General features: G+C 73.5%; 19 protein-coding genes. 13 read left to right on the top strand and 6 right to left on the bottom strand.

Annotated features, from left to right (window positions below; all coding sequences use genetic code 11):
• The first annotated feature begins 21 nt into the window (after positions 1-21).
• The 6 genes from ACH4F6_RS01360 (at position 22) to ACH4F6_RS01335 (ending at position 6,097) form a co-directional block, all read left to right on the top strand.
• Positions 22-2,988: a carbohydrate binding domain-containing protein gene (locus ACH4F6_RS01360; protein ID WP_397957746.1), complete on the top strand. Its 2,967-nt coding sequence runs from the start codon at positions 22-24 to the stop codon at positions 2,986-2,988.
• 221 nt (positions 2,989-3,209) lie between these two features.
• On the top strand, positions 3,210-3,470 hold the full coding sequence (locus tag ACH4F6_RS01355) for a hypothetical protein (protein WP_397957745.1): 261 nt from the start codon (positions 3,210-3,212) through the stop codon (positions 3,468-3,470).
• A gap of 148 nt (positions 3,471-3,618) precedes the next feature.
• Positions 3,619-4,134: a helix-turn-helix domain-containing protein gene (locus ACH4F6_RS01350; protein ID WP_397957744.1), complete on the top strand. Its 516-nt coding sequence runs from the start codon at positions 3,619-3,621 to the stop codon at positions 4,132-4,134.
• A gap of 255 nt (positions 4,135-4,389) precedes the next feature.
• The gene (locus tag ACH4F6_RS01345; protein WP_397958194.1) at positions 4,390-4,875 is read left to right on the top strand and encodes a DoxX family protein; all 486 of its coding nucleotides are present in this window, start codon (positions 4,390-4,392) and stop codon (positions 4,873-4,875) included.
• Positions 4,876-4,988: 113 nt separating this feature from the next.
• On the top strand, positions 4,989-5,381 hold the full coding sequence (locus ACH4F6_RS01340; protein WP_397957743.1) for a VOC family protein: 393 nt from the start codon (positions 4,989-4,991) through the stop codon (positions 5,379-5,381).
• Positions 5,382-5,494: 113 nt separating this feature from the next.
• Entirely contained in the window at positions 5,495-6,097 is a 603-nt protein-coding gene (locus ACH4F6_RS01335; RefSeq protein ID WP_397957742.1) for an HD domain-containing protein, read from the top strand.
• Positions 6,098-6,292: 195 nt separating this feature from the next.
• Here ACH4F6_RS01335 and ACH4F6_RS01330 read toward each other — a convergent pair whose 3' ends face one another.
• From ACH4F6_RS01330 to ACH4F6_RS01320, 3 genes are all read right to left on the bottom strand, one after another.
• A complete protein-coding gene (locus tag ACH4F6_RS01330) occupies positions 6,293-7,054 on the bottom strand; it encodes a hypothetical protein (protein WP_397957741.1) in 762 nt (253 codons plus the stop codon).
• Complete coding sequence (locus tag ACH4F6_RS01325; RefSeq protein WP_397957740.1) at positions 7,051-7,668, bottom strand: ABC transporter ATP-binding protein; 618 nt, start codon at positions 7,666-7,668, stop codon at positions 7,051-7,053. Before ACH4F6_RS01325 ends, ACH4F6_RS01330 begins: the two co-directional genes overlap by 4 nt.
• Before the next feature lie 225 nt (positions 7,669-7,893).
• Positions 7,894-8,934 carry a vWA domain-containing protein gene (locus ACH4F6_RS01320; protein WP_397957739.1) on the bottom strand — a complete coding sequence of 347 codons (1,041 nt, stop codon included), beginning with the start codon at positions 8,932-8,934 and terminating at the stop codon, positions 7,894-7,896.
• A 316-nt stretch (positions 8,935-9,250) separates the two neighbouring features.
• Here ACH4F6_RS01320 and ACH4F6_RS01315 point away from each other — a divergent pair, with 316 nt between their 5' ends.
• Genes ACH4F6_RS01315 through ACH4F6_RS01305 form a run of 3 tightly spaced genes read left to right on the top strand, consistent with a single transcriptional unit; the run spans position 9,251 to position 12,404 of the window.
• A complete protein-coding gene (locus tag ACH4F6_RS01315) occupies positions 9,251-10,921 on the top strand; it encodes a PP2C family protein-serine/threonine phosphatase (protein WP_397957738.1) in 1,671 nt (556 codons plus the stop codon).
• A complete protein-coding gene (locus ACH4F6_RS01310; protein ID WP_397957737.1) occupies positions 10,918-12,009 on the top strand; it encodes a B12-binding domain-containing protein in 1,092 nt (363 codons plus the stop codon). Before ACH4F6_RS01315 ends, ACH4F6_RS01310 begins: the two co-directional genes overlap by 4 nt.
• Entirely contained in the window at positions 12,006-12,404 is a 399-nt protein-coding gene (locus ACH4F6_RS01305; protein ID WP_397957736.1) for an STAS domain-containing protein, read from the top strand. The genes ACH4F6_RS01310 and ACH4F6_RS01305 overlap by 4 nt, the downstream gene beginning before the upstream one ends.
• A 36-nt stretch (positions 12,405-12,440) precedes the next feature.
• On the opposite strand, the gene ACH4F6_RS01300 is transcribed toward ACH4F6_RS01305, so the two are convergent.
• Positions 12,441-12,830 carry an ATP-binding protein gene (locus tag ACH4F6_RS01300; protein ID WP_397957735.1) on the bottom strand — a complete coding sequence of 130 codons (390 nt, stop codon included), beginning with the start codon at positions 12,828-12,830 and terminating at the stop codon, positions 12,441-12,443.
• 146 nt (positions 12,831-12,976) lie between these two features.
• A complete protein-coding gene (locus ACH4F6_RS01295; RefSeq protein ID WP_397957734.1) occupies positions 12,977-13,324 on the bottom strand; it encodes an STAS domain-containing protein in 348 nt (115 codons plus the stop codon).
• Positions 13,325-13,638: 314 nt separating this feature from the next.
• Here ACH4F6_RS01295 and ACH4F6_RS01290 point away from each other — a divergent pair, with 314 nt between their 5' ends.
• Positions 13,639-14,604 (top strand): YihY/virulence factor BrkB family protein, encoded by a 966-nt coding sequence (locus ACH4F6_RS01290; protein ID WP_397957733.1) that lies wholly within the window; start codon positions 13,639-13,641, stop codon positions 14,602-14,604.
• Between the two features lie 77 nt (positions 14,605-14,681).
• Here the strand turns inward: ACH4F6_RS01290 and ACH4F6_RS01285 are convergent, their stop codons facing one another.
• Entirely contained in the window at positions 14,682-15,107 is a 426-nt protein-coding gene (locus ACH4F6_RS01285) for a DUF6003 family protein (protein WP_397957732.1), read from the bottom strand.
• A gap of 793 nt (positions 15,108-15,900) precedes the next feature.
• Between ACH4F6_RS01285 and ACH4F6_RS01280 the strand changes: the two genes are divergently transcribed.
• The 3 genes from ACH4F6_RS01280 (at position 15,901) to ACH4F6_RS01270 (ending at position 23,784) form a co-directional block, all read left to right on the top strand.
• Positions 15,901-16,962, top strand: coding sequence for a PucR family transcriptional regulator (locus ACH4F6_RS01280; RefSeq protein WP_397957731.1), 1,062 nt, complete (start codon positions 15,901-15,903; stop codon positions 16,960-16,962).
• A 196-nt stretch (positions 16,963-17,158) separates the two neighbouring features.
• Entirely contained in the window at positions 17,159-22,645 is a 5,487-nt protein-coding gene (locus ACH4F6_RS01275; protein WP_397957730.1) for an amino acid adenylation domain-containing protein, read from the top strand.
• Positions 22,642-23,784, top strand: coding sequence for a saccharopine dehydrogenase NADP-binding domain-containing protein (locus tag ACH4F6_RS01270; protein ID WP_397957729.1), 1,143 nt, complete (start codon positions 22,642-22,644; stop codon positions 23,782-23,784). The genes ACH4F6_RS01275 and ACH4F6_RS01270 overlap by 4 nt, the downstream gene beginning before the upstream one ends.
• The last annotated feature ends 147 nt before the right edge of the window (positions 23,785-23,931 follow it).

Below are 23,931 nucleotides of genomic sequence, written 5' to 3'. Positions count from 1 at the left end.
CACCGCACCCTGGAGCCGCGCATGAGACGCCGCCGCTCTCTCGCCCACCCCTGGGCGGCCGGAGCCCTGGCCGCAGCGACACTCGTCCTGCCGGTCACGATCCCCACCCCCTCCGCGGCCGCCGACCCGGCGACCGCCACGGCCGCATCGGCCACCGTCTTCTACTCCACGAAGACGAAGAACTGGTCGGACCACTACCTCCACTACGCCCCCGACGGCGGTCCGTGGACCACCGTGCCCGGCACGCGCATGCAGGCCGCGTGCACGGACTGGGTGAAACTCACCGTCGACCTGGGCTCCGCCGCCGGGCTCCAGGCCACCTTCACCGACGGCAACGGAGTCTGGGACAACAACGGCGGCCGCAACTACGCCCTGGGCACCGGGAACATCACCGTCAAGGACGGCGTCGTCGCGCACAGCGACCCGTGCGCCGCTCCGGACGAGGGGTCCGGCAACGAGGCGACCGTCTACTACTCCACCCAGACCCTCGGCTGGACCACCGCGAACGTCCACTACGCCCCCGCCGGCGGGTCCTGGACCGCCGTGCCCGGCGTGGGCATGGAAGCCGCCTGCGCCGGCTGGTGGAAGAAGACGGTCGACATCGGCTCCGCCACCTCGCTGAAGGCCGCGTTCAACAACGGCAACGGCGTCTGGGACAACAACAACGGCGCCGACTACACCATCGCGTCCGGGACGAGCACGGTGAAGAACAACACCGTCACCGCGAACGCCGAGGACCCCTGCGCGGCCGAGGAACCCGACACCCAGGCGCCGAGCGTCCCCGCCGACGTCAGGGCGAGCGCCACCGACACCTCCGTCGTCGTCTCCTGGGACGCCGCCACCGACAACGTGGGCGTCACCAGGTACCAGGTCACCCGCACCGGCGGCACCAAGGGCAGCACCGTCACCGACGTCGGCTCCACCGTCCTGTCCGACACGGGCCTGGAGGAGGACACCGCCTACACCTACACGGTCAAGGCCGTGGACGCCGCAGGCAACGTCTCCGCCGCCTCCACCGCGGCCAAGGCGACCACCGGGAAGAACCCGCCCGCCCCCGCCGCGGGAGCGCCGCTGGGCACGGACCCGCGCAAGGACCCGATCTACTTCGTCATGACCGCCCGCTTCCACGACGGCGACAGCACCAACAACCGCGGCGGCAGCCAGCACACCAAGTCCGGCAACGCGGCCAACGACGACCCCATGTTCCGCGGCGACTTCAAGGGCCTGGTGGAACGACTCGACTACATCAAGGCGCTCGGCTTCTCGGCGGTCTGGATCACGCCCGTCGTCCTCAACCGCTCGGACTACGACTACCACGGCTACCACGGCTACGACTTCTACGAGGTCGACGCCCGCCTGGAGTCGACCGGCGCCTCCTACCAGGACCTGATCAACGCGGCCCACGCCAAGGGCATGAAGATCTACCAGGACGTCGTCTACAACCACAGCTCCCGCTGGGGCGCCAAGGGCCTGTTCACCCCGACCGTGTACGGCGTCCGCGACAGCCAGTGGAGCTGGTACTACGACGAGAGGAACGAGGGCTTCGAGTACGACGGCCTCACCGTCGAGCCCAAGTCCGGGAAGTCCTACTACAACGGCGACCTGTGGTCGACCGCCGAACCCACCGGAAACACCTGTCTGAACTGGGGCAAGCCCACCGGCGGCAAGAGCGCCGAAGGCTACACGATCTACAACTGCCAGTGGCCCGGCCCCACTTCCGGCATGTTCCCCAAGGCGTACTACCACCAGTGCTGGATCGGCAACTGGGAGGGAGAGGACTCCCGCTCCTGCTGGCTGCACGAGGACCTGGCCGACTTCGACACCGAGTCCACGCCCGTGCAGAACTACCTCATCGGCGCCTACGACAAGTACATCGACATGGGCGTCGACGGCTTCCGCGTCGACACGGCCGTCCACATCCCGCGCGTCACCTGGAACCGCCGCTTCCTGCCCGCGATCCAGGAGAGGGTCACCCAGAAGTTCGGCGCCGCGGCCGCCCAGAACTTCTTCGTCTTCGGCGAGGTGGCCGCCTTCGTCAACGACAAGTGGAACCGCGGCTCGGTCAACCACTCCGCGCAGTTCTACACCTGGAAGGAGCGCAAGGAGTACAGCGCGGACGACACCACCGCGGCCATCGAGCAGTACGACCACGAGAACAACCTCGGCACCGGCAACCAGCCCACCTCCACCAACGCCTTCCTCGACGGCAACACCTACCACGCGCCCGACCACAGCAGGTTCTCCGGCATGAACATCATCGACATGCGCATGCACATGAACTTCGGGGACGCCGTCAACGCCTACCACAACGGCAAGGACTCCGACGACAGCGTCAACGACGCCACCTACAACGTCGTCTACGTCGACAGCCACGACTACGGCCCCAACAAGTCGGCCACCCGCTACAGCGGCGGCACCGACGCCTGGGCCGAGAACATGTCGCTGATGTGGACCTTCCGCGGCATCCCCACCCTCTACTACGGCTCGGAGATCGAGTTCCAGAAGGGCAAGCAGATCGACTGCGGCCCCACCTGCCCGCTCGCCACGACCGGACGGGCCTACTACGGCGACCACCTCGCCGGCTCGGTCACGGCCTCCGGCTTCGGCACGGTGGCCTCCGCGAGCGGCCAGGTCGCCACCACCCTCGCCCAGCCGCTGGTCAAGCACCTGCAACGGCTCAACCAGATCCGCCGGGCCGTCCCCGCACTGCAGACGGGCCAGTACTCCACCGAAGGCATCTCCGGATCCATGGCCTACAAGCGCCGCTACACCAGCGGAAGCACCGACAGCTTCGCGCTCGTCACCGTCACCGACGCGGCGACGTACGCGGGCATCCCGAACGGCACCTACCGGGACGCCGTGACCGGCGACGTCAGGACCGTCACGAACGGTTCCCTGAGCGTGGCCGCGCCGGGCAAGGGCAACCTGCGCGTCTACGTCCTCGACGGCCCCGGAAAGATCGGAACGGACGGCCCCTACCTCAAGTAGCGGTACCGTCCGGAGGCGTCGACCCCGGCACCGCGCGGCCGGGCGGGCGGGAACCCCGCGCCCGCCCGGCCCGCTGGTCCCACGAACCCCGCCGGGTCCCCTACGGGCCCGGGCCCGGGGAGCGGTGGTTCGGGTTCACCGCGTCGCGGCTGAAGGGACTGCCGCCGCAGATCGGACTCGTCCCCCTCGGCGGTCACACCGCCGGCCACACCGGAGTCGCCGTGCACGACGGTGACCGGTGGCTCCTCCACTGCGGCGACGCCTACTGCCACCACCGCGAGATCGGGCCCCCGAAGGAGCCCCACCCGCTGCTGGACCTCGTCCAGACGCACTCACAGGTGCACGGCGACCTGCGGCTCGGAACCCGGGCCCGGCTGCGCGAGCCGGTCCGCGACCACGGCGACCAGGTCGAGGTCTGCTGCGCGCACGACCCGTGGGAACTGGCCCGCCACCAGGACGCCGCCGCCCCGAGACGGGTGTGACCCCCGCTGCCGCGGTGCGGCGGCACCACCGCACCCTTCGGATTCGACCAACAGGACTTGGTCTTATGAAGAGGGAGTGCCGAAAGACGCAGTACATGACCACAGGCCGAGCACTTGTGCCCACGCACATGGGAGTTATCGTGGGGGTGTGGCTTCCGATCCGACTGTGCGGGCCGGAGCGGCCGGCAGCGCCATCGACTCCCTCGGCGTCCTGAGCGAGGACTCGCGGCGGCGCATGTTCACGTTCGTCCGGCGTGCGCGCCGCGCCGTCACCCGCGACGAGGCCGCCGCCGGCGTCGGCATCTCGCGCAAGCTCGCCGCCTTCCACCTCGACAAGCTCGTCGACGCCGGCCTGCTGCGCGCGCACTACGAGACCCCCGAGCGCGGACCGACCGTCCGCGAGCGGCTGCTGGAGCAGTACGGCTACGAACCCGTCCGGGAGACCGCCACCCGCCTGCGACTGCGCAACTGCCCCTTCCAGCCGCCGGCCGCGAAGGCCCCGGAGCCGGTCTGCGGCATGAACCAGGCGTTCCTCAGCGGCTGCCTCGACGGCCTGCGGGTCAACGGCGTCCACGCCGTCCTGGCCCCCGAGCCCGGGGAATGCTGCGTGCGCCCCGAACCGAGCGACCACGATCGCGATGACCGGACGACCCCGGACCGCTGAGGCGACGCCGGCCGCCCGTGCCCGTGGGCCACCGCCCGCGGGCACGGCCCCGCACCCGGCCGCGCCGGCATCGCGCCGGGGGAGCACCCCGCGGCGCTGCGCGGGGCCACCCGCCACAGGTCGCTCGGCACCAGCCCGAGCCGGGGGACACGCCCGTTCTGACGTTCCGACCGGAGCACTGCCATGTTGACCATGAGCATTCCGAACCGTGCCGCTCGTTCCGCGGAACCGGCGGCGCATTCCACCACCGCCTTCATGCCGACCGCCGCCGACGCCGGCCTGCTGCTCATCAGGCTGGCCTTCGGCCTGCTGATGGCCGCCCACGGGGCTCAGAAGGTCTTCGGGCTCTTCGGGGGCGAGGGCCTGACCGCGACCGGCAAGGGCTTCGCGGCCCTGGGGTACCACCCGGGAGAACTCTTCGCCGTGATCGGGGGTCTGTCCGAGCTCCTCGGCGGCCTCGGCCTGGCTCTCGGACTGCTGACACCGCTGGCGGCCGCCGCCCTGATCGGGGTCATGATCAATGCCATGGCCACCGTGACCGGCGCCCACGGCCTGTGGGAGACGGACGGCGGCGTGGAGTACAGCGTGTGCATCACCGTCGTCGCGCTGTCCGTCGCCGCCATCGGTCCGGGCCGGCTGGCCGTCGACCGCTTCTTCCCCTGGGGCGCCGGCGGCTGGAAGCAGGCGGCCTTCGCCCTCGGCCTCGGCGGCCTGGCCGCCGCGATCACGCTGGGCCTCTGAACCGCCCGGGCACCGCCCGCCCGGCGGGGCGGTGTCCGGGGACATCCCGGGACCGAGGCGCGCCGGAGCGGCCCGGCAGGCCTGCCGGCGGGGAAACCGGGCAGCATCACGGGATGAAGCCGCAACCGCGTCTCACGTTGGCCGCGACCACCCTCGACGCACCGGACGCCCACCGGCTGGCACGGTTCTACCAGGACCTGCTGGGGTGGCCGGTGCGCAAGGAGGAGCCGGGCTGGGTCGAGATCGGACCGCCTGACGGCGGGGCCGGGCTGTCGTTCCAGACGGAGCTGCTCTTCGCACGTCCGCGGTGGCCTTCCGCGCGGTCCGAGCAGCAGATGATGATGCACCTGGACATCGAGGCGGACGATCTGCCGTCAGCCGTCGAGCACGCCGTCGCCCTGGGGGCGACCGTCGCGGACGTCCAGCCCCAGGACGACGTGCGGGTCCTGTGCGACCCGGCGGGCCACCCGTTCTGCCTCTTCGTGCGCACCGGCCCGGGCGCCTGACGCATGACGACCGGGACCGGAACCGGAACGGCCGTCGCCGCGCGCCTCGGACGGCGGTCCTCCGGTGACCCGGCCGCCCCGACCGGACACCGCAGGAGCAGGAGGATCACGCCGTGACATGGCCCACCGCAGAGGACGCCCGTCTGCTGCACGCCAAGTACGCCCCGTCGCCCGAGGCCTTCGACCTCGTCCACACCCACTGCGAGATCGTGGCCGCCCTCGCCCTCCAGCTCGCGGACCGGTGCGCGCAGGACCTCGACCGGGACCTGGTGCGCGTCGGGGCCCTCGTCCACGACGTGGGCGTGTACGCGCTCTACCGGCCCGACGGGACGATCGCGCCGGGCACCTACGTGCGGCACGGCGTCGCCGGCCACGCGATCCTTCGGGCCGAGGGCTGGCCCCGGCCGCTGGCCCGCATCTGCTCCTGCCACACCGGCGTCGGTCTCACCCGCCAGGACATCGAGCGCCTGAGCCTGCCCGTCCCGCCGGGCGACTACACCGCGCGCACCCCGGAGGAGCGGCTGGTGATGTACGCCGACAAGTTCCACACCAAGACCCGGCCGCCCGCCTTCCTGACCTACCGCGCCTACGCCCGCGACGTGGCCCGTTTCGGCCCCGGGAAGGAGGAGGTCTTCGCGCGGCTGCGGGAGGAGTTCGGCGAACCCGACCTCGAGCCGCTGCGGGCCCGCTACCCCCACGCCGTGCGCTCCCGGTGACCACGAGCCGTCGGCTGCCGGGACCACGACGACGCGTCGACAGGTCCCGGCCACGGCGCGCGGACCGCCCCGCCCGGGGCCGGGCGGCGCCGAGGGACGGTCACGGGTGAGACGGTCGTCCTCGCCGAGGACGACGAGCCGTCCGCGCGGAGGCGTGCCGTGACGTGACCGGGACGTCGCGACGCGGCCGGGACGTCAGGTCCGCTGTCCCAGGTTCTGGACGCGCGTGCGCCGCAGGAACGCGGCGAGCGCGACCGCGGACAGGACGGCGAGCCAGGCCAGGCTGTTGGCCAGCGGCGCGAGGGCGAAGCGGTGGGTGAAGCCGGCCTGGAGGGCGGTCTGCAGGGAGCCGTAGCTGGGCAGCAGGGGGAGCAGCGGGCTGTCGGCGGTCGTCGCGGCGACGGGGTTCTGCGGCGCGAGGTCGATGATGCTGGTCATGATGATGGCGACCATGCCTTCGACCTCGCCGGGCAGGAACAGGGACAGGAACAGCCCCATCGCGCCGTAGATGAGGGACGCGGCGAGCACGGCGAGGACGAGCAGGCCGGTCTGGCGCGGTGTCCAGTACAGGAGCATCCAGGCCACCGCGTAGACGCTGACGAGGGTGGCGGTGACGAGCAGGGCGGTGAGCTTGGCCGCCAGCAGCGCCCGGCGCGGGTAGCCGGCCGCGGCCAGGCGCCGGTCGAAGGCACCGGTGCGGCGGGCGGCGCTGAACATCCAGAAGCCGACCAGCAGGGACACGGCGTTGAGGGAACCGCTGATCATGGTGATCTTGTCGCCGCCGGCCTGGAGCACCTGGCCGGCGGCGCGCAGCCGGAACGGGAACAGGTCGGGGGTGGCGACCGTTTTGGCGATGGTGATCCACAGGGGCACGAAGACGGCCAGCAGGACGAGGGCGAGGCGGTTCTTCGCCAGGGCCAGCAGGCCGTAGCCGGTGGCGGTGCGGTAAGCGGTCATCCCTGTGCTCCGCTGGTCGGGACCCGGCGCAGCCGGCCGTCGCCGAGCCGGTACAGGGCGTCCAGGCGCTCGCTGTCGTAGGCGAGGTGCGAGACGATCACCACGGTGCGCCCCGCCGCCCGCAGGTCGTGGGCGATGTCCCAGAACCGCAGGTACGTCTCCCAGTCGAAGCCCTGGTAGGGCTCGTCCAGCAACAGGACCTCGGGGTCGTGCATCAACGCGAGCACCAGGTTGAGTTTCTGCCGCGTGCCCCCGCTGAGCGTCCTGACCGGCTGCCGGTGGTGGCCGGCCAGGCCGAGCACGCGCAGCAGCCTCTCGGTCCGGTCGAGACGCGGCAGCCGGTAGGCGATCTGGAAGAGCCGCAGGTGCTGCCCCACGGTCAGCTCCTCGTCCAGCACGGGGTACTGGGGGCAGTAGCCCAGGGTGCCGCCGAGCCGGACGGTCCCGGCGTCCGCGCGCAGGTCGCCGCTGAGGACGCGCAGCAGCGTGGTCTTGCCGGCGCCGTTCTCCCCGACGACGCCGACGAGCTGCCCGGGGCCGGCGTCGAGGCTCACATCGCGCAGGACGGGCCGGGAGCCGTAGCTCTTGGCGACGTGCTCCACCCTCAGGTTCATGGCCGCGCCGTCCTCAGGGGGCGAGGACGCCGCGGGCGGCCGGGCCGGTGTCGTTCGGACGGCTGCCGGATGCGGACACGCAGGTCTCCTGGGAGTGGACGCCATGGACTCGTCGTGTGCAACGATCAGGACGCCGTGCGGACACCGCGCCCCTCGAACCGCTTCCCCTCTCCCCACGGGTCCGGCACCGGAGCCGTCCACCTCGCGGCCGGGTCCGGCGGGGCGTCAGAGCATGAGCAGCAGCCGCGTGTGCGACACGAGCTTCCGGTTCACGCTGGTGCTCTGCACGAAGATCGTGAAGTCGTCGTTGTGGTCCGGCTTGACGCGGACCTCCACGTCCGGCAGCCCGAGCAGGGCGCGGGCCTCGGGCCCCGTGTAGACCCGGTCCGTCTTCTTCTCCAGCACCGCGATCTGCTTGCGCGCCTGGACCTTCTCCGACTTGCTCAGCTGGTAGAACGCGCCACCGGTGCGGTAGGTGTGCCCGTTCTCCAGGACCCACTCCTTGATGGCCGCGTCACGCGTCACAGGTATCAGCTGGTACCGCGACGGATCGACCGGGGCGAGGCCGGCCGCCTGGATGGTGTCCTTGTTGACCGTGTCCGCACCGGTGGAGAACACCGCCCGCGATCCCCGGATGCCCTTGGTGCGGCCCACCATGAACTTCTCGGTGGCCTGCTGGATGACCTGCCCGGCCTCCTCCAGGCCCTGGGTGCTCGTGGCGTCCCAGACGGCGACGTTGTCCTTCGGGAAACCGCACTGCATGGCCTCGCGCTTGCCCATCTGGTCCGGCACGAGGACGGCCAGCGTCCAGTTGTCCCGCTGGGTCTCGATCATCTCGGCCACGGCCCGCACCAGTTCGCGCTGGTCCCTGGACGGGGCGTCCGGGCAGCGGTGACTCGCGTTCTCCTGCCCGTCGGTGAGGACGAACGTCAGGAAGCTGTGGTCGCCGTACAGCTGAGCCGTCTGCGCCAGCTCCCGCTGTGACTTCAGCGCGGCCGCCAGCAGAGCCGTCATGCCGCCGACCCGGTACAGCTGCTTCAGCGACGGCATCCGCAGCACGTCCTTGTCGTAGATGACGCACTCCACCTTGTCGGCGAAGACGTACACCGTGACGCGGGTCTCCTGGTCCAGCTCCCTCGACCGGCGGGCGAGGTAGGCGATCTGCTGATCGGCGACCTCGACGACCTTGCGGCTCAGGTGCGACATGGACGAACTGGCGTCCAGCACGAGAGCGACGTGATTGATGTAGTTCTGGCTTCCGGACATGACGGCTCCCCCTCTTTCCGACTCGGTTCTCCGACTCGGTGCCCCTATCGTCTCACCCACCACTGACAAACGATCTTGAAAACCGGGCGGCGGACGGACGGCCGCGGGCGGGGTGACGACCTCATGTCGACACGCGCGCGACACGTCCATGTCATCCGGCTATGGGACCTCCCGGGGCGAATGCCGGATGTGGCGGTCCCGTGTGGTTTTCCGGGTCGGCTTGCAACGGCGAGGGTGAGTGCGGGACTGTTGCCGGACGACATCTGTTTCCCATGGCAGGAAGGTGGTGAGGTGCGCACCATGCGTACCTCTGTCTGTGACTGCTTCCCGCGGCATCCCCGCCCGTCCGCCCGATGCCGGCCCCCAGGCCGACGCCACCTGGGCTGAGGCCCCCTATCCCGTGCTGGTCGTCGACCGGCACAGCGCCCTCGTGCGGATCAACCGGGCGGCCCGGGGCCTTCTCCCGGGCGCCGCCGACGGCGCCCGGCTGCCGGAGCAGGTCCCGTCCTGGCTCGCGGACGCCCACCGGCGCGTCACGTCCGCGGCGCACGGCACCGCCGCGGGCCCGTCGGCCGGGGAGATCAACGGCCGTCACTTCCAGGCGCACCCCACCGTCGGCGACGACGGCGACGTGGTGTGGTGGCTGGTCGACAACACCGACCGGCACCTGGCCGAGACGGCGCTGAGCGAGACCCGGATCCGTTCCGAGGTCCTCTCGAAGGCCTCGAGCGCGCTGCTGTCCACGCTGAACGTGCCGCGCTGCATGGAGGTGGCCGCTTCCATGGCCGCGGACCATCTCGCCGAAGCCGCCGTCCTCGTCGCCCCGCCCCAGGGGCGGCGCTGCGCGCTGACCTTCGCCCACCGGGGCGGACCGGTCAGCCAGACCACGCGCAAGGTCGACGTCACCGGCGTGCCGGGCCTGGCCGAGGCCCTGCAGGGCTTCCCGCCGGTACCCGCCCGCTGGATAGACCCGGCCGCCATCCCCGACTGGCTGATCCCCGAGGGGTTCGCCGGCCCCGTCGGCTCCGTGATCGTCACCCCGCTGCCCGGGCACGGCGTCCCCGCCGGTGCGCTGATCCTGCTGCGCTCCAGCACCGAGCAGGCCTTCACCGAGGGCGAGGAGGTCTTCGCCCGCCTCTTCGCCGCCCGGGCCGGCGCGGCCCTGTCCGCGGCCCGCCTGTACACCGAGCAGGCGGCCATCACCACCACGCTGATGCGCGAACTGCTGCCCCCGACGCTGACCGGCGTGCACGGCGTCGAGTACGCCGGCAGTTACCGGGCGTCCAACGACCACGAGCGCGTCGGCGGCGACTTCTACGACGTCCACCCCGGCGCCGACCCCTCCCAGGAGACCCTGGTCGTCCTCGGGGACGTCGCCGGCAAGGGCCTGGACGCCGCGGTGCTCACCGGGAAGATCCGCAACACCCTGCACGCCCTGCTGCCCCTGGCCGACGACCACGGGCGGGTCCTGACCCTGCTCAACGGCGCCCTGCACACCTCCCACCACACCCGCTTCGCCACCCTGGTGCTCGCCTCCGTGCGCCGCCGGGCCGGCCGGGCGCACCTGCGGCTGACCAGCGCAGGTCACCTGCCGCCGCTCGTCGTGCGGGCCGACGGCACGGTGGAGGAGATCTCCACCCGCGGCACCCTGGTCGGGGCGCTGCCGTCCGTGGAGGCGCACACGGCGCACACGGTGCTCGCGCCGGGAGAGACCTGCCTGCTCTACACCGACGGCATCACCGAGGCCCGCGGCGGCCCGCTGGGCGACGCGTTCTTCGGCGAACGCCGCCTGAAGCGGGCGCTCGCCGAATGCGTGGGCATGCCGGCGGAAGCGGTCGTGGAACGGGTGCAGATGCTCGCCGCCCAGTGGATCGGCGCCGGCCGGCACGACGACATGGCCACCGTGGCCATCAGCGCACCGAGGAGCGGACCCCTGACCATCGTCAACGGGCACGGCGGCGGCCCGGACAGCAGGAGGAACACGTGAGTGACCCCACCGCGACGGCCACCCTGGCGGAGCGGCTGTGGCAGGCGGTGGCCGACGGCGACGAACGCACGGCCACCGACCTCGTGCACGACGCCCGGGCCGACGGCGTACCGGAGGAGACGCTGCTACTGGAGGTGATCGCCCCGGTCCAGGAGAGAGTCGGCGCCGAATGGGCCGCCGACCGGATGACCGTGGCCCAGGAGCACGCCGCCACCGCGATCAACGAGCGCGTCGTGGCCTCCGTGGCCCACCTCCGTCACCGCGCCGGCGCCGGCGGCGCCCTCGACCGGGGCCGGGTCACGCTGAGCTGCGTGGACGGCGAATGGCACGCCTTCCCCGCCCGGCTCGTGGCGGAAGTCCTGACCCTGCGGGGCTGGCGGGTCGATTTCCTCGGCGCCCAGACCCCGACCCCGCACCTGATCGCGCATCTGCACCGCACCAACCCCGGCGCGGTCCTGCTGTCCGGGTCGATCCCCACGCACCTGCCGACCGCACACGCCGCCATCACCGCCTGCCAGGCCGTCGGCGTCCCCGTCCTGGCCGGCGGCCGCGCCTTCGGCGCCGACGGCCGCTACGCCCGCGCGCTCGGGGCCGACCGGTGGGCGGCCGACGCGCGCGGCGCCTTCGCGGTCCTGGAGGCGGGCCTGGCACGACCGGACGCGTCGGTGATCCGACAGGCGGTCGACGACCTGCCGCACCTGGCCGACCAGGAGTACACGCTGGTCGTCCAGTCCCGGCCGCAGCTCGTCAAGCAGACCCTCGTCGATCTGGAGACCCGCTTCCCCGCCATGCGCGGCTACAGCGACGACCAGCGCGAGCGCACCGCGGAGGACCTCGCCCACATCGTCGACTTCCTCGCCACCGCCCTCTACGTCGACGACCCCGACCTGTTCACCACGTTCCTCACGTGGACCGCCGACATCCTCCAGGCCCGTCACGTCCCCGCCCGCTCCCTGGTCTGCGGCCTGGACATCATGGCGGATCAGCTGCGGGACTTCCCCCGTACCCTGAAGCTGATCCACGAGGGCGCCGCCGCGCTGAGCGAGCGCCCCGCCCGTCCCGTCCCCGGCCCCGGTTTCCGCGCATGAGCCCTATGCCTCCCACCGAGTTCACCCTCGTGGTCCGACGCGAGGCCGCCACGCTGACCGTGTGCGTGAGCGGCGAGCTCGACTACGACACGTGCGACGAACTGATCGACGCGACCACCGAGAACCTGACCGGGGACGAGCCGCCGCCGCGGGCCGTGCGCCTCGACTTCCGGGACCTGACGTGGATCGACTCCTCGGGCCTGTCCGCCCTGCTGATGATCCACCGCCGCACCAGCGCCGTCGGGGCGGTCCTCCACCTGGACCACCGGCCGGACTTCCTGGAGCGCATGCTGCACGTCACCAACGTCCTGGACCACCTCACCGGCCGGGCCACGCCCGTCGAAGCACGGGAGGCCGCCCAGGAGGACGGCGTCACCGGGGCGGGCGCCACCTGACCGGCACGCGCCGCGCGTGAGCGGGACAGCGGGCCGTCAGCACAGCCGGAGCTGGGCGACGACCTGCTTCCCGGTCGTCAGGGTGATGTGCTGCAGCTGCTCGCACAGCCCCATGACCAGGCGGAGGCCGTGCCCCCGGGGGCGGCCGGGGTCCGACGCGCGGACGCGGGGCGGGCGGGGAGAGCTGTCGCGGACGGTGACCCGCAGCAGCGTGGCGTCGGGCGTGAGCTCCAGCAGGAGACCGCCCGGTCCGGGGGCGTGCCGGATCGCGTTGGTGACCAGTTCGCTGACGACGAGCTGGGCGTCCTGGCTAGGCCGCCGGTCGGGACGGTGCCCCGCCCGCGCCAGCAGCGTGCGTACGGCCCGCCTGGCGTCGGCGATCGACGTGTGGGTCGTGTCCCAGGCGGCGCTGTACTGCAGAGGCATGGCAAGCCCTTGTCCGTCGGCCTTCGGTTGGCTGTGCGGCGTGACCATAGAAGTGATCCCGGGGTCGGGTTTCGCGTTTCGACCGTCTGATGTGGTTTTCGCATTGTTCCGGCTACCCCGTGTCGCCGTTCTCATGGGACGCCGCGTCAACTGGTGGGTGTGGGACCGGTGTCGGCGATCCTGAAGTGCTCGAGCGTGCCGCTGAGGACGAGGAGCCGGCTGACCGCCGGGGACAGGGGGCCCAGGAGGACGAGGTCGCGGCCGGCGGAGGCGTGGCGGCGGCGGGCGTCGAGGAGGGCGTTGAGGAGCATGCTGTCGGCGAAGGTGACCTGGGAGAGGTCGATCGCCGTCGTGGGCAGCGCCGCCCGGTCGGCAGCGTCCCAGGCCGCTTCGAACTCGTCGACGTCGTCGTGGTCCGTCTCGCCGCGGATCAAGATCACAAAGACCTCTTCGTGGCGAACGACGTGCACTTTCCTGTCCGGCACCCCATGCATGGCGCCATCCTCACATCGGTGCGCGACGGCAGGCCAGCAACTTCGGCGACCAGAGCCGCAAGTAAGTCTTCTCACACCGCATCAGGGGCGGGCCGTGCGGCGCACGAGCCCGTGCGGGACGCCGGCCGCGGCCCCGGGGAGCGGACGCCCGGACCGGGCTCCGCCCGGGGGAGACCGCCGGGTCCCGCGCGCCGAGGGCGCTCCGGGCGACGCGCTCGCCGGTGTTCGTCCTCCGACGGCCGGAGCGTGTGGGGCGGGCGGGTTCGCGGGGCAGGAGGACAGGGAGCCGTCGCAGGACAAGGAGCGTCCACGTCATGGGTACCGCCGTCCACGTGCCACAGACCCGGGACATGATCGGGGAAGAACTCTCCGGAGACGAGGCGTTCACCGCTCTGCGCCGCTACGGAGGACTGCGGCTGCTGACCGATTCCTTCGCGCGCTTCCGTTACGCGGACGGCTTCACCAACGCGCGGGCCCTCGCCTTCCAGGTGGTGCTCGGGCTGGTTCCGTGCACCGTGGCGCTGGTCGGGCTGGCCACGTCCGTGCACACGGAGAGCGTGGGCCGGATCATCGAGCTCACGCTCGGCCGGATCGTGCCGGGCGCCAGCGTGGAGATCGTCGAGGACGCCTTCGAAGGGACGCGGCGCACCGCTCACGGCGGTACCTGGAGCACGCTCGCCCTGTGGCTCGGCCTGGGCTTCGCGCTGCTGAACCTCGCCTCGGCCATGGGCCAGATCGAGCGCGGCGCCAACCGCATCTACGGCATCGAGCGCGACCGTCCCTTCCCGCGCAAGTACGCGCGGGCGATCGTTCTCGCGCTCGCCGCCGGCCTGCCCCTGGTGCTGGGGTTCCTGGTCCTCGTGGCCGGCGAGGCGGTGGGCGACGCGGTGGCGGACTCCGCCGGCCGCAGGGGCAGCGGGCCGCAATGGTGGGCCGTGCTCGACATCCCCGTGGGGCTGGCGCTGGCCTGGGTGGCTTCCGCCGTGATCTTCCGGTGGTCCCCCCGGCGCGTCCAGCCCGGCTACACCTGGCTGGCCCTCGGCTCGGCCGTGCACCTCCTGCTGTGGGTGGCGGCCACCTGGCTGCTCGCGCTGTACGTCGAGGGCAGCGGCGCCTTCGGCGCCGTGTACGGGCCGCTCACCGCCTTCATCGCCCTGCTGTTGTGGGCGAACCTCACCGCCGTCGCGCTCTTCCTCGGCATCGCGTTCGCGGCCCAGCTGGAAGCGGCCCGGGCCGGGATCGCGTCGGCTGTCCGCCCTGACCCCGGGCCGGGTGCGTGAGGAGCCGTCCGGGCCGGCGGTGACGCCGGCGCCCGCGGCGGTGCGCCGGGACGGCGGGCGAGGCCGCCGGCACGGCGTCAGCCGGCCGCCGCGGCGGCCACCGTCGCGGGATCCACCCCGGTCAGTTCGGCGACGCGCCGCGGTGGCACGCCGGCGGCCAGCGCGCGCCCGATCAGGCCGTCGCGGCCGTCCGCGCAGTCGCGGTAGGCGAGCAGTTCCTCCTCGAGCCGGGCGAGCGGCTCGGGTGTCGTCCGGTGGCGGACCCGGTTCAGCTCCTCGGCGCTCAGCGGGACGGGCAGCCGCTCCGCCCCCTCGGGCACGGCCGCCGTCCGCTCCGGCGGCAGCAGGCGCAGGCGCGGGGAGGACGGCGTGGTTCCGTGGGCGTCCAGCCACGCGCGGACGGCCGGGGTCTCCATGCACGCGAGATCACCGACGGCGGCGGGGGCCACGCCCAGTGGCGCCGACACGTCGTCAAGCAGGAACAGGTAGGCGTCGTCGGTCATCGGTGGGCTCCTTCTCGACGGGGTTGACCGACGTCCCCTTACCCTGCCGCGCGCGGATTACCGCCGGCCCGCCGCACCGCGGTTCGCCGGATGCCGCGAAGACCGCATGCAGCGGCGGGGGCCTCCCGCCCGGGCGCCGCTGCCGGGACGGGCCGGGAGGCCGCCGTGGGGGACCGCCGCGGGGGTCGCGGCTCGGGAGGACCGGCCGTGTCCGAAGAGGCCGGGGGCCTCCCGGCCGGGTGGCGCTGCCGGGAGGGGCCGGGAGGCCGCTGTGGGGGACCGCCGCGGGGGTCGCGGCTCGGGAGGACCGGCCGTGTCCGAAGAGGCCGGGCGTCACCCAGCTGGGGGCCGGACGGCGTGGCGCCGCCGGACGCCGCCCGGGGGACGAGGCGTCACCGACCGGCCGAGCCCGGCATCGAAGTCGCGTGAAGACTGCCGGGAACAGGCAATGTCCCGGCGGCCGCCCTCATGTGAGGATGCGTGTGCCGACGGGGGACGGGCGAGGAGGGGCGGTGCCGCGGGTGACCCGGTTTCCCGGTCCCGGCAGCGCGGGGGATCCCTCCTCGCCCGGTCGTTCCTCCGACGGGAGGACCGGACCGGCCGGGACCGGCGGCGCACGGGCGTCGCGCGTGCGCGGTGGCCGGATCCGGCCCGGACCGTGCACGACGGCCCGGGGGGCGGCCGCGGTCCGTCGCGGGCCCTCAGGGAGAATCCGGGACGGCGGGGCGGGACGGTCCGTCATCCGGCTGCCGCGCCCGCGCGGGAGCAGGACGTGGAGACGCGAGGAGGAAACGTGGCGCTGCCGACGGTCCCCGACGGGTTCCTGGAGGGGTACGGCAAGATCCTCGCCGATGTCTGCGCCACCGGTCGTCGCCTGACCCGGGACGAACTCGAGGCCCTCCGCTGCCAGGGGGAGCTCGCCGCGGAAGCCGGCATGGGACTGCGCGCCCTCGTGCGCCACCACCTGTCCGCGGCCCGCGCGCTCTCCCCCGTCCTGTCTCCCGCGGGCGTCGACCGGGTGCTGTCCGCCGTCGAGCAGGCGGTCGACGCCTTCGCCGAGGGCCACGAACGGGCCCAGCAGATGGCGGTACGCCAGGAGGAGGCCGCCCGCCGGGAGTTCATCGACGACCTGCTCCACGGCCGCAGCGACCTCGGCCGGCTGGCGGAGCGCGCCGAACGCTTCGGTCTGCTCCTCTCCCACGCCCACGCGGTCGCCGTCGCCCAGGGGGCCACGCCGGTCGACGACACCCACCCCGCCACCCGCCAGGTCGACCGCGCGCTCGTCGCCCGCTTCGGCGTCCGCCGGATCCTGCTCACCACCAAGGACGGCCGCCTCGTCTGCGTCGCCCCCGGTGACCAGGACGACGTCCTGACGGTCTTCGCCAAGCAGGCGCACGCGGCCACCGAGGGCGGCCAGGTCGCCATCGGACGCGCCCACCCCGGCGTCGGCGGCGTCGTGCACTCCTACGAAGAAGCCCTCAACGCCCTCGACCTGGCCGGCCGGCTGCACTGGGACGAGCCGGTCCTGCGCGCGGCCGACCTGCTCGTCTACCCCGTCCTCACCCGCGACCGCCAGGCCATGGCCGACCTCGTCCACACGGCCCTGGGCCCGCTGCGGCAGGCCCGCGGCGGCGCCCAGCCCCTCATCGACACCCTCACCGCGTACTTCGACAGCGGCTGCGTGGCAGCCGAGGCGGCACGCCGCCTGCGCCTGAGCGTGCGCGCCCTGACCTACCGGCTGGAGCGCATCCACCAACTCACCGGAACCAACCCGGCCGACCCCGTCAACCGCTACACCCTGCAGACCGCCGTCATCGGCGCCAGGCTCCTCGGCTGGCCCGACGACCGGATCTGACCCGGCCCGCCCGGCGCCCGCCCCGCGCCCGCCCCGCGTCCGCGCGCCGGACGCCGCACGACACCGGGCGCCGCCGGCACGGTCGGCCCCGGGCGGCCATCCAGAACTTCGCCAGTGCCGGTGCACGAGGCTGGCATCCTCGCGTGGCTGTTTCGGCGCAGGTGTGCGCACCAGGGGCAAGGAAGGGCGACGGATCATGGATGTCGGGGAGTTCGTGGCCGGACTGAAGGCGGCCGGAGTGGTGATGTACGAGGAAGGAGGGAAGCTCCGCTACCGCGCGCCACAAGGGGTGATGACGGCAGAGCGACTGGAGACGCTGCGCACCCACCGCGACGCCGTCCTCGCCCTGCTGCGCGCCGAGGAGTACGGGCCCGCCGTCGTCGCCGATCCCGCCGCCGCGCACGACCCCTTCCCCCTCACGGACGTCCAGGCCGCCTACCTGCTCGGGCGGAGCGAGGCGTTCGACTACGGCGGTGTGGCCTGCCACGGCTACCTGGAGATCGCCCTCCCGCACTGGGGGACCGAGCGGGTCGAGGAGGCCTGGAACCAGCTGATCCGCCGCCACCCCATGCTGCGCGCGGTCGTCTCCGCCGAGGGCCACCAGCGCGTGCTGCCGGAGGTGCCGCACTACCGGGTCCGTCGCCAGGACCTGCGCGGCGCCGCCGGCGAAACCCGGGAACGCGCCCTGGAGGCGACCCGCGACGAGATGTCGCACCAGGTGCGGCCGACCGAGCAGTGGCCCCTGTTCGACCTGCGGGCCACCGAGACCGACGAGGCCCTGGTCCTGCACGTCGCCGTCGACCTGCTGATCTGCGACTACAGCAGCATCCGGCTGCTGCTCGCCGAGCTGGGGGACCTGTGTACCGGCGCCCCGCGGCCCGAGCCGCGGGGCGGCACGTTCCGCGACTACGTGCTCGCCGCGGGCGGGGCACGTGAGGGCACCCGCTACCGACGGGACCGCGACTACTGGTGGTCCCGGATCGACGACCTGCCGGCCGCCCCCGACCTGCCGCTGCGCACCGACTCGCTCAGCGCCCCGCCGCGCTTCACCCGGCACGGGCTGCGGCTGACGCCCGCGCAGTGGGAGACCCTGACCCGACGCTCCACCGAGGCCGGCGTGACCGCCTCCGGCGTCCTCCTGCAGGCCTTCGCCGAGACGGTCGGCCGCTGGAGCCGCCACCCTCGCTTCACCCTCAGCCTCACCGTGCAGAACCGGCTCCCGCTGCTGCCCGACGTCGACCGTGTCGTCGGCGACTTCAGCTCCACGAGCCTGCTGTGCGTGGACCTCACCGAAGGCACGACCCTGGCCGACCGCATGCGGACCGTGCAGGCCCGTCTCTGGGAGGACCTGGACCACCGGCTCTGCTCGGGCGTCGAGGTGCTGCGGGAGCTGGCACGGCGCCGCGGGCGGGCCGAGGCGCTGCTGCCGGTCACCTTCACCAGCACCCTCAGCGGCTCCACGGGGGCCGAGTCCGCCTCCCTGATGCCCGGGGGCGAGCTGGTCCACGGCATCACCCAGACCCCCCAGGTCTGGATCGACTGCCAGGTCATGAACGACGCCGGCGGCCTCCTCGTCCACTGGGACGTCCGCGAGGGCGTCTTCCCCGAGGGCGTGGTCGACGACATGTTCGCCGCCTTCCGCGACCTCGTGACGCGGCTCCTGGACACCCCCGCCGTCTGGGAGGACGCCGACCCGCTGGCCCTGCCCGCCCGGCAGACGCAGCGCGTGGCCGAGGTCAACGACACCGCCGCCGCGCGCCGCCACCAGCTCCTGCACACCGCGGTCGTCGACCAGGCGGAACGCACCCCCGACCGCATCGCGGTGGTGACCTCCTCCCGGAGCCTCGACTACGCCGAACTCCTCGGCAGGGCACGGGCCGTGGCCGACGCCGTCCTCGACGCCGGCGGCCGGCCGGGACAGCGCGTGGGCGTCGTGATGGAGAAGGGCTGGGAACAGGTCGTCGCCGTCCTCGGCGTGCTGCTCGCCGACGGCGCCTACCTGCCCGTGGACACCACACAGCCGGCGCTGCGCCGCAACGCCGTCCTGGCCGACGCCGAGGCGCACCTCGTGCTCACGCAGTCCGCGCTGCTGCCCTCCCTGGACCTCCCCGCGGGCACCCGCGCGGTCGCCGTCGACACCCTCGGTCCCGTCGGCCCGCACGACCGGGCGGCCCGCGGGGGGCGGGCGGCGCCCGACGACCTCGCGTACGTCATCTACACCTCGGGTTCCACCGGCACCCCCAAGGGCGTGATGATCAGCCACGCCGCCGCGCTCAACACCGTCGACGACATCAACACCCGCTTCTCGGTCACCGCCGACGACCGCGTGCTCGGACTCGCCCAGCTCGGCTTCGACCTGTCGGTCTACGACGTCTTCGGCCCCCTGTCGACCGGTGGGGCGCTCGTCCTGCCCGACGCCGCGCGCCGCGGCGATCCCGGACACTGGGCGGAGCTGCTCGCGGACCACGCCGTCACCGTGTGGAACTCCGTGCCCGCGCAGATGCAGATGCTGGAGGAGTACCTCCGCACCCAACCCGACCTGGACGTCTCCGGGCTGCGGCTGGCGATGCTGTCGGGCGACTGGATACCCGTCACCCTCCCCGACGCCGTGCGGCGCCGTGTGCCCGGACTCGACGTGGTGAGCCTCGGCGGCGCCACGGAGGCGGCCATCTGGTCGATCTGCCATCCGGTCACCACGGTCGACCCCGGCGCGCGCAGCATCCCGTACGGCAAGCCCCTGGCCAACCAGCGCTTCCACGTCCTCGACACGTTCCTGCGCGAGTGCCCCGCCCACGTCACCGGCGAGCTGTACATCGCCGGAGCCGGCCTCGCCCTCGGCTACCTCGGCGACCCCGAGCGCACCGCCGAGCGGTTCGTGACGCACCCCGCCACCGGCGAACGGCTCTACCGCACCGGCGACATGGGCCGGCGCCTGGACGACGGCACGATCGAGTTCCTCGGCCGCGTCGACCGCCAGGTGAAGCTGAACGGCCACCGGGTCGAGCTCGCCGAGGTGGAGGCGGTGCTCCAGACCTGTCCCGGGGTGGAGAGCTCCGCGGCCATCGTCCAGGGCGAGGGCAGCGCCCGCCGGCTCGTCGCCTTCGCCGAGCCCGTGCGGACCGACGCGCCCGTGCTCCCCACCGCGCTCCGCGACGAGGCGGCCGCGCGCGTCACCGAGGCCGTCCACGCCGTCGAGGCGGACGAGGTGGCCGAGATGGCCGACCTGCTCGACCTCTCCGCCCTCCAGTCGATGGCGGTCCTCTTCCGGTCCTGCGGGCTCTTTCCCGACGCCACGGCCGAGCACACCGCCGAGGAGGTCATCGAGGCCGTGGGCGCGGCCCCCGAGAACCACTACCTCGTGCGACGCTGGCTGACCGCCCTGGAGACCGAGGGCCGGGTGCTCCAGGACCCGGACACCGGCCGCTACCGCGCACTGCGCGAGGAGGCGCCGGGGGAGCACGAGGCCGTCCTGGACCGGATCGACGCGCTCGAGCCCCGGATCCGCTGGGGCGCCGAACTCGTCCGCTACCACCGGGTCTCCGAGCAGAACCTCGCCCCGCTCGTGCGCAACGAGATCGACCTCAAGACGCTGCTCTTCCCGGAGGGCCGCCTGGAGACCGCCGAGGCGGCGTACCGCGACAACCTGATCAGCCGCCACAACAACGCGGTCGTGGTGGGCGCGATGCGCGAGATCGCCCGGCGGCACGACGGCCCCGAACCGCTGCGGCTCCTGGAGATCGGCGCCGGAGTGGGCGGCACGAGCACGGTCCTGGTGCCCGAGCTCGACGGCCTGAACGTCGACTACCTGTTCACCGACCTGTCCCACTTCTTCCTCACCGCGGCCCAGGAGAAGTTCCGGGACCACCCCTGGGTCCGTTACGGACTGTTCGACCTCAACCGCGACTACCGCGCCCAGGGCCTCGCGCCGAACTCGTTCGACGTGATCCTGCTGGCCAACGTCCTGCACAACGCCGTGCACGCCGAGCACGTCCTGGCCCGGCTGCGGGAACTCCTCGCGCCCGGCGGCTGGCTGGTCTTCATCGAGGCGACCCGCGACGCGTACCACGTCATGACCTCCATGGAGTTCAACGCCGGCCTCCACGGCTTCGAGGACGAGCGCCGGGAGACGGGGCAGACCTTCCTCGGGCGCGAGCAGTGGCTGCGGATGCTCCGCGGGGCCGGCGCCGAGATCGCCTTCTGCCTGCCCGAGGAGGACAGCCCGCTGTCCCGCATCGGCCAGCACGTCTTCGCGTCCCGCTTCAAGGCCGACCGGACCCGGCTCCGGCCCGAGGCGCTCGTCGGCCATCTGCGCGACCGGCTCCCCTCGTACATGATCCCCGCCGAGCTCCAGGTCGTGGACCGCATCCCGCTCACCGGCAACGGCAAGGTCGACCGCGCCCGCCTCGACGCGTGGACCGCCTCCGCGGCACGCGGACGGGTCGACGAGGGCGGCGACGCGCCGCGCGCCGGCCTGGAGCAGACCCTGGCCGCGCTCTGGAGGGACGTGCTGCCGGTCGACTTCGTCGGCCGCGACGCCAACTTCTTCGACCTCGGCGGCGACTCGCTCCTCGTGGCCCGGCTGGTCACCAGGATGCGCGAACGGCTTCCCGAGGCCGCCGACCTGGAATGGGACGACCTGCTGCGTCTGGTGATGAACCGGCCGACCGTGGCGGCGCTGGCCGAGCACCTCGGCGCCACGCGCGGCGGCCTGGCGGGCCTCGCCGGGGCGGCCCCCGCCTCCCCGCTGGTCCGGATCAGCGACGGCGCCGCCGGCCCGGCGGACACCGCCACCCGGGTCCTGGTGCACGACGGGACGGGCACCCTCATCCCCTACCGCGCGGTGATGGCCGCACTGGGGGACCGCCTCCCCCTGGCCGGCCTCGTCGTCGACGACATCGAGGCGTTCCTGAAGGCGGATCCGCGCACCCAGGTGGCGGAGCTGGCCGAACGGCACGCCGACGCCCTGCTCGCCGAGGAACCGGGGCCGGTCCACCTCGTCGGCTACTGCATGGGCGGTCTGCTGGTGCCCGAACTCGCCCGCCGCCTGACCGCCGCCGGCGCCGAGGTGACCGGCGCCACCGTCATCAGCAGCTACCGCGTGCCGTACCTCGTGGAGGACGACCTGCTGGCCGAGTACATCTTCGCCCGGCTGATGCGGGCGGACCCGGTCGCGCTGGGCTACCCCCGGGACGAGTCGGCGACGCGCGAGCTGGTGCGGGCGACCACCGAGCAGTTCACGAACACCGTTCCGCAGGGCAGTCTCGTCGACCAGCCCGAGTCGGCCCTGACCGGGCCCGGGCGGGAGGCGCTGCGGGCTTTCCGGGCGCTCGCCGGGCGGCCCCAGGAGGAACGGCTGCGCGCCATCGGCGCGTCGATGCCGGTGCAGGAGGCCGAACTGCGGTCCGAGGAACGGCTGTCGAGGCTGTACCGCATCGTCAAGCACAGCCTCGTGTCCGTCGCCTCGCACGAGGCGACGCCCTGCGACCTGCCCGCGACGTTCGTCCGCCAGACGGGCGAGGCGGAGGTCTTCCCCGGCATGCACCGCGACATGACGGACCACTGGCAGCAGGTGTGCGGCGAGGGGCTGCGCGTCGTGGACGTGCCCGGTGACCACTTCACCTGCGTCCAGCCCCCCAACGCCGGGGCCGTGGCGCGCGTGCTGCTCGCGGAGGACGGCCGGTGAGCGCCGGGACACCCCTGATCGGCATCCTCGGCGGGTACGGAGCGGTCGGCGCGGCCGCCGCCCGGGCGCTCGCGGCCGAGGGAGGGTTCCGGCTGCGGATCGGCGGCCGGGACCGCGAGGCGGCCGCGCGCTGCGCGGCCGCCCTCGGCGGGCACGTCGAGGCGGAGGCGGTCGACGCCCGGTCCGACGCCGGCCTGGAACGGTTCGCCCGGGGCTGTGACGTGCTGCTCCACTGTGCGGGTCCCGCCTACGAACTGGCCGGCCGTCCGCGCCGGGCGGCGGCCGCCGCGGGAGCCGACTACGTGGACGTGATGGACGGCTGCGGCCCCGGCCCCGCCCCGGCGGGCGAGCGTACGGCGGTCCTGTCGGCCGGTCTCTCGCCGGGCCTGTCCGGTCTGCTGCCCCGGCTCCTGACGGACGGGCGGGCCGCGCCGGGGGCCGCCCGGTTCACCGGGTACTACGTGTCGCTCGGCGCGTTCACCCGGACCGGCGCCGTGGACTACCTGCTGAGCCTGGACCGCGACTACGGCACACCGCGCGCCCGGTGGCACGACGGGCGCGTGGTGCGCGACGCGCCGCGCGGCGCGGAGGAACGCGTCGTGGCGGGTGTGCCGCACCCGGTCACCGTGTACCCCTATCTCCCCCAGGAGCTGGTGGGCCAGGCCCGCGCCCTGGGCCTCGCCGAGGCCCGCTGGTACAACGGCTTCGACGGCCGCCACCTGCTCGACGCGCTGAACCGCCACCGGTCCGGCGAGGAGCGGGCGGGCGGTCTGGAGGAGCGGGCGGCCGGCGTGGTCCGGGCCAGCACCCTCGACGCCCTGGGGCGTTCCCCGTACCACGTGCTGTGCGGTGTCCTGGAACTGCCGGGCCCCGACGGCGCCCTGGTGCGCCGGACGGTGGTGATCCGCGGCGAGGACGGCTCGGCGATGACCGGCGTGGTGGGCGCGGTCGCGGCCCGGGAGGTGGCCGGGGCACGTGTGCCCGAGGGCGTGCACCAGGCCGCCCGGGTGCTGCCGGCCCGGGACGTCGTGGACGCGCTGCGGCGGCATCTGCCCGGCACGGTCGTCGCCTTCACCGACGACGTGCTCGCGGCCGGCGCGGACGCCGCGGACCCGGTCATGGAGGAAGGCGTGCTGTGACGCGCCCCGGAAACGGCACGGCGCGCGGCGGGGGCCCCGCCCCCCCCGCGCCCGGCCGGTTACCGGGGGGCGGGGGCCAAGCGGGGGGCCCACCAACCCCCCCCCCGGCGGGGGGGGGTACCCCCCGCACGCCTGCAGCCGGGGTGG

Origin of the sequence: Streptomyces sp. NPDC017936 (assembly GCF_044328485.1) — a bacterium.
Taxonomy (GTDB): Bacteria; Actinomycetota; Actinomycetes; order Streptomycetales; family Streptomycetaceae; genus Streptomyces.
The sequence above is the reverse complement of the archived record's forward strand: the minus strand, read 5'-3'. Positions and strand labels throughout refer to the sequence as shown.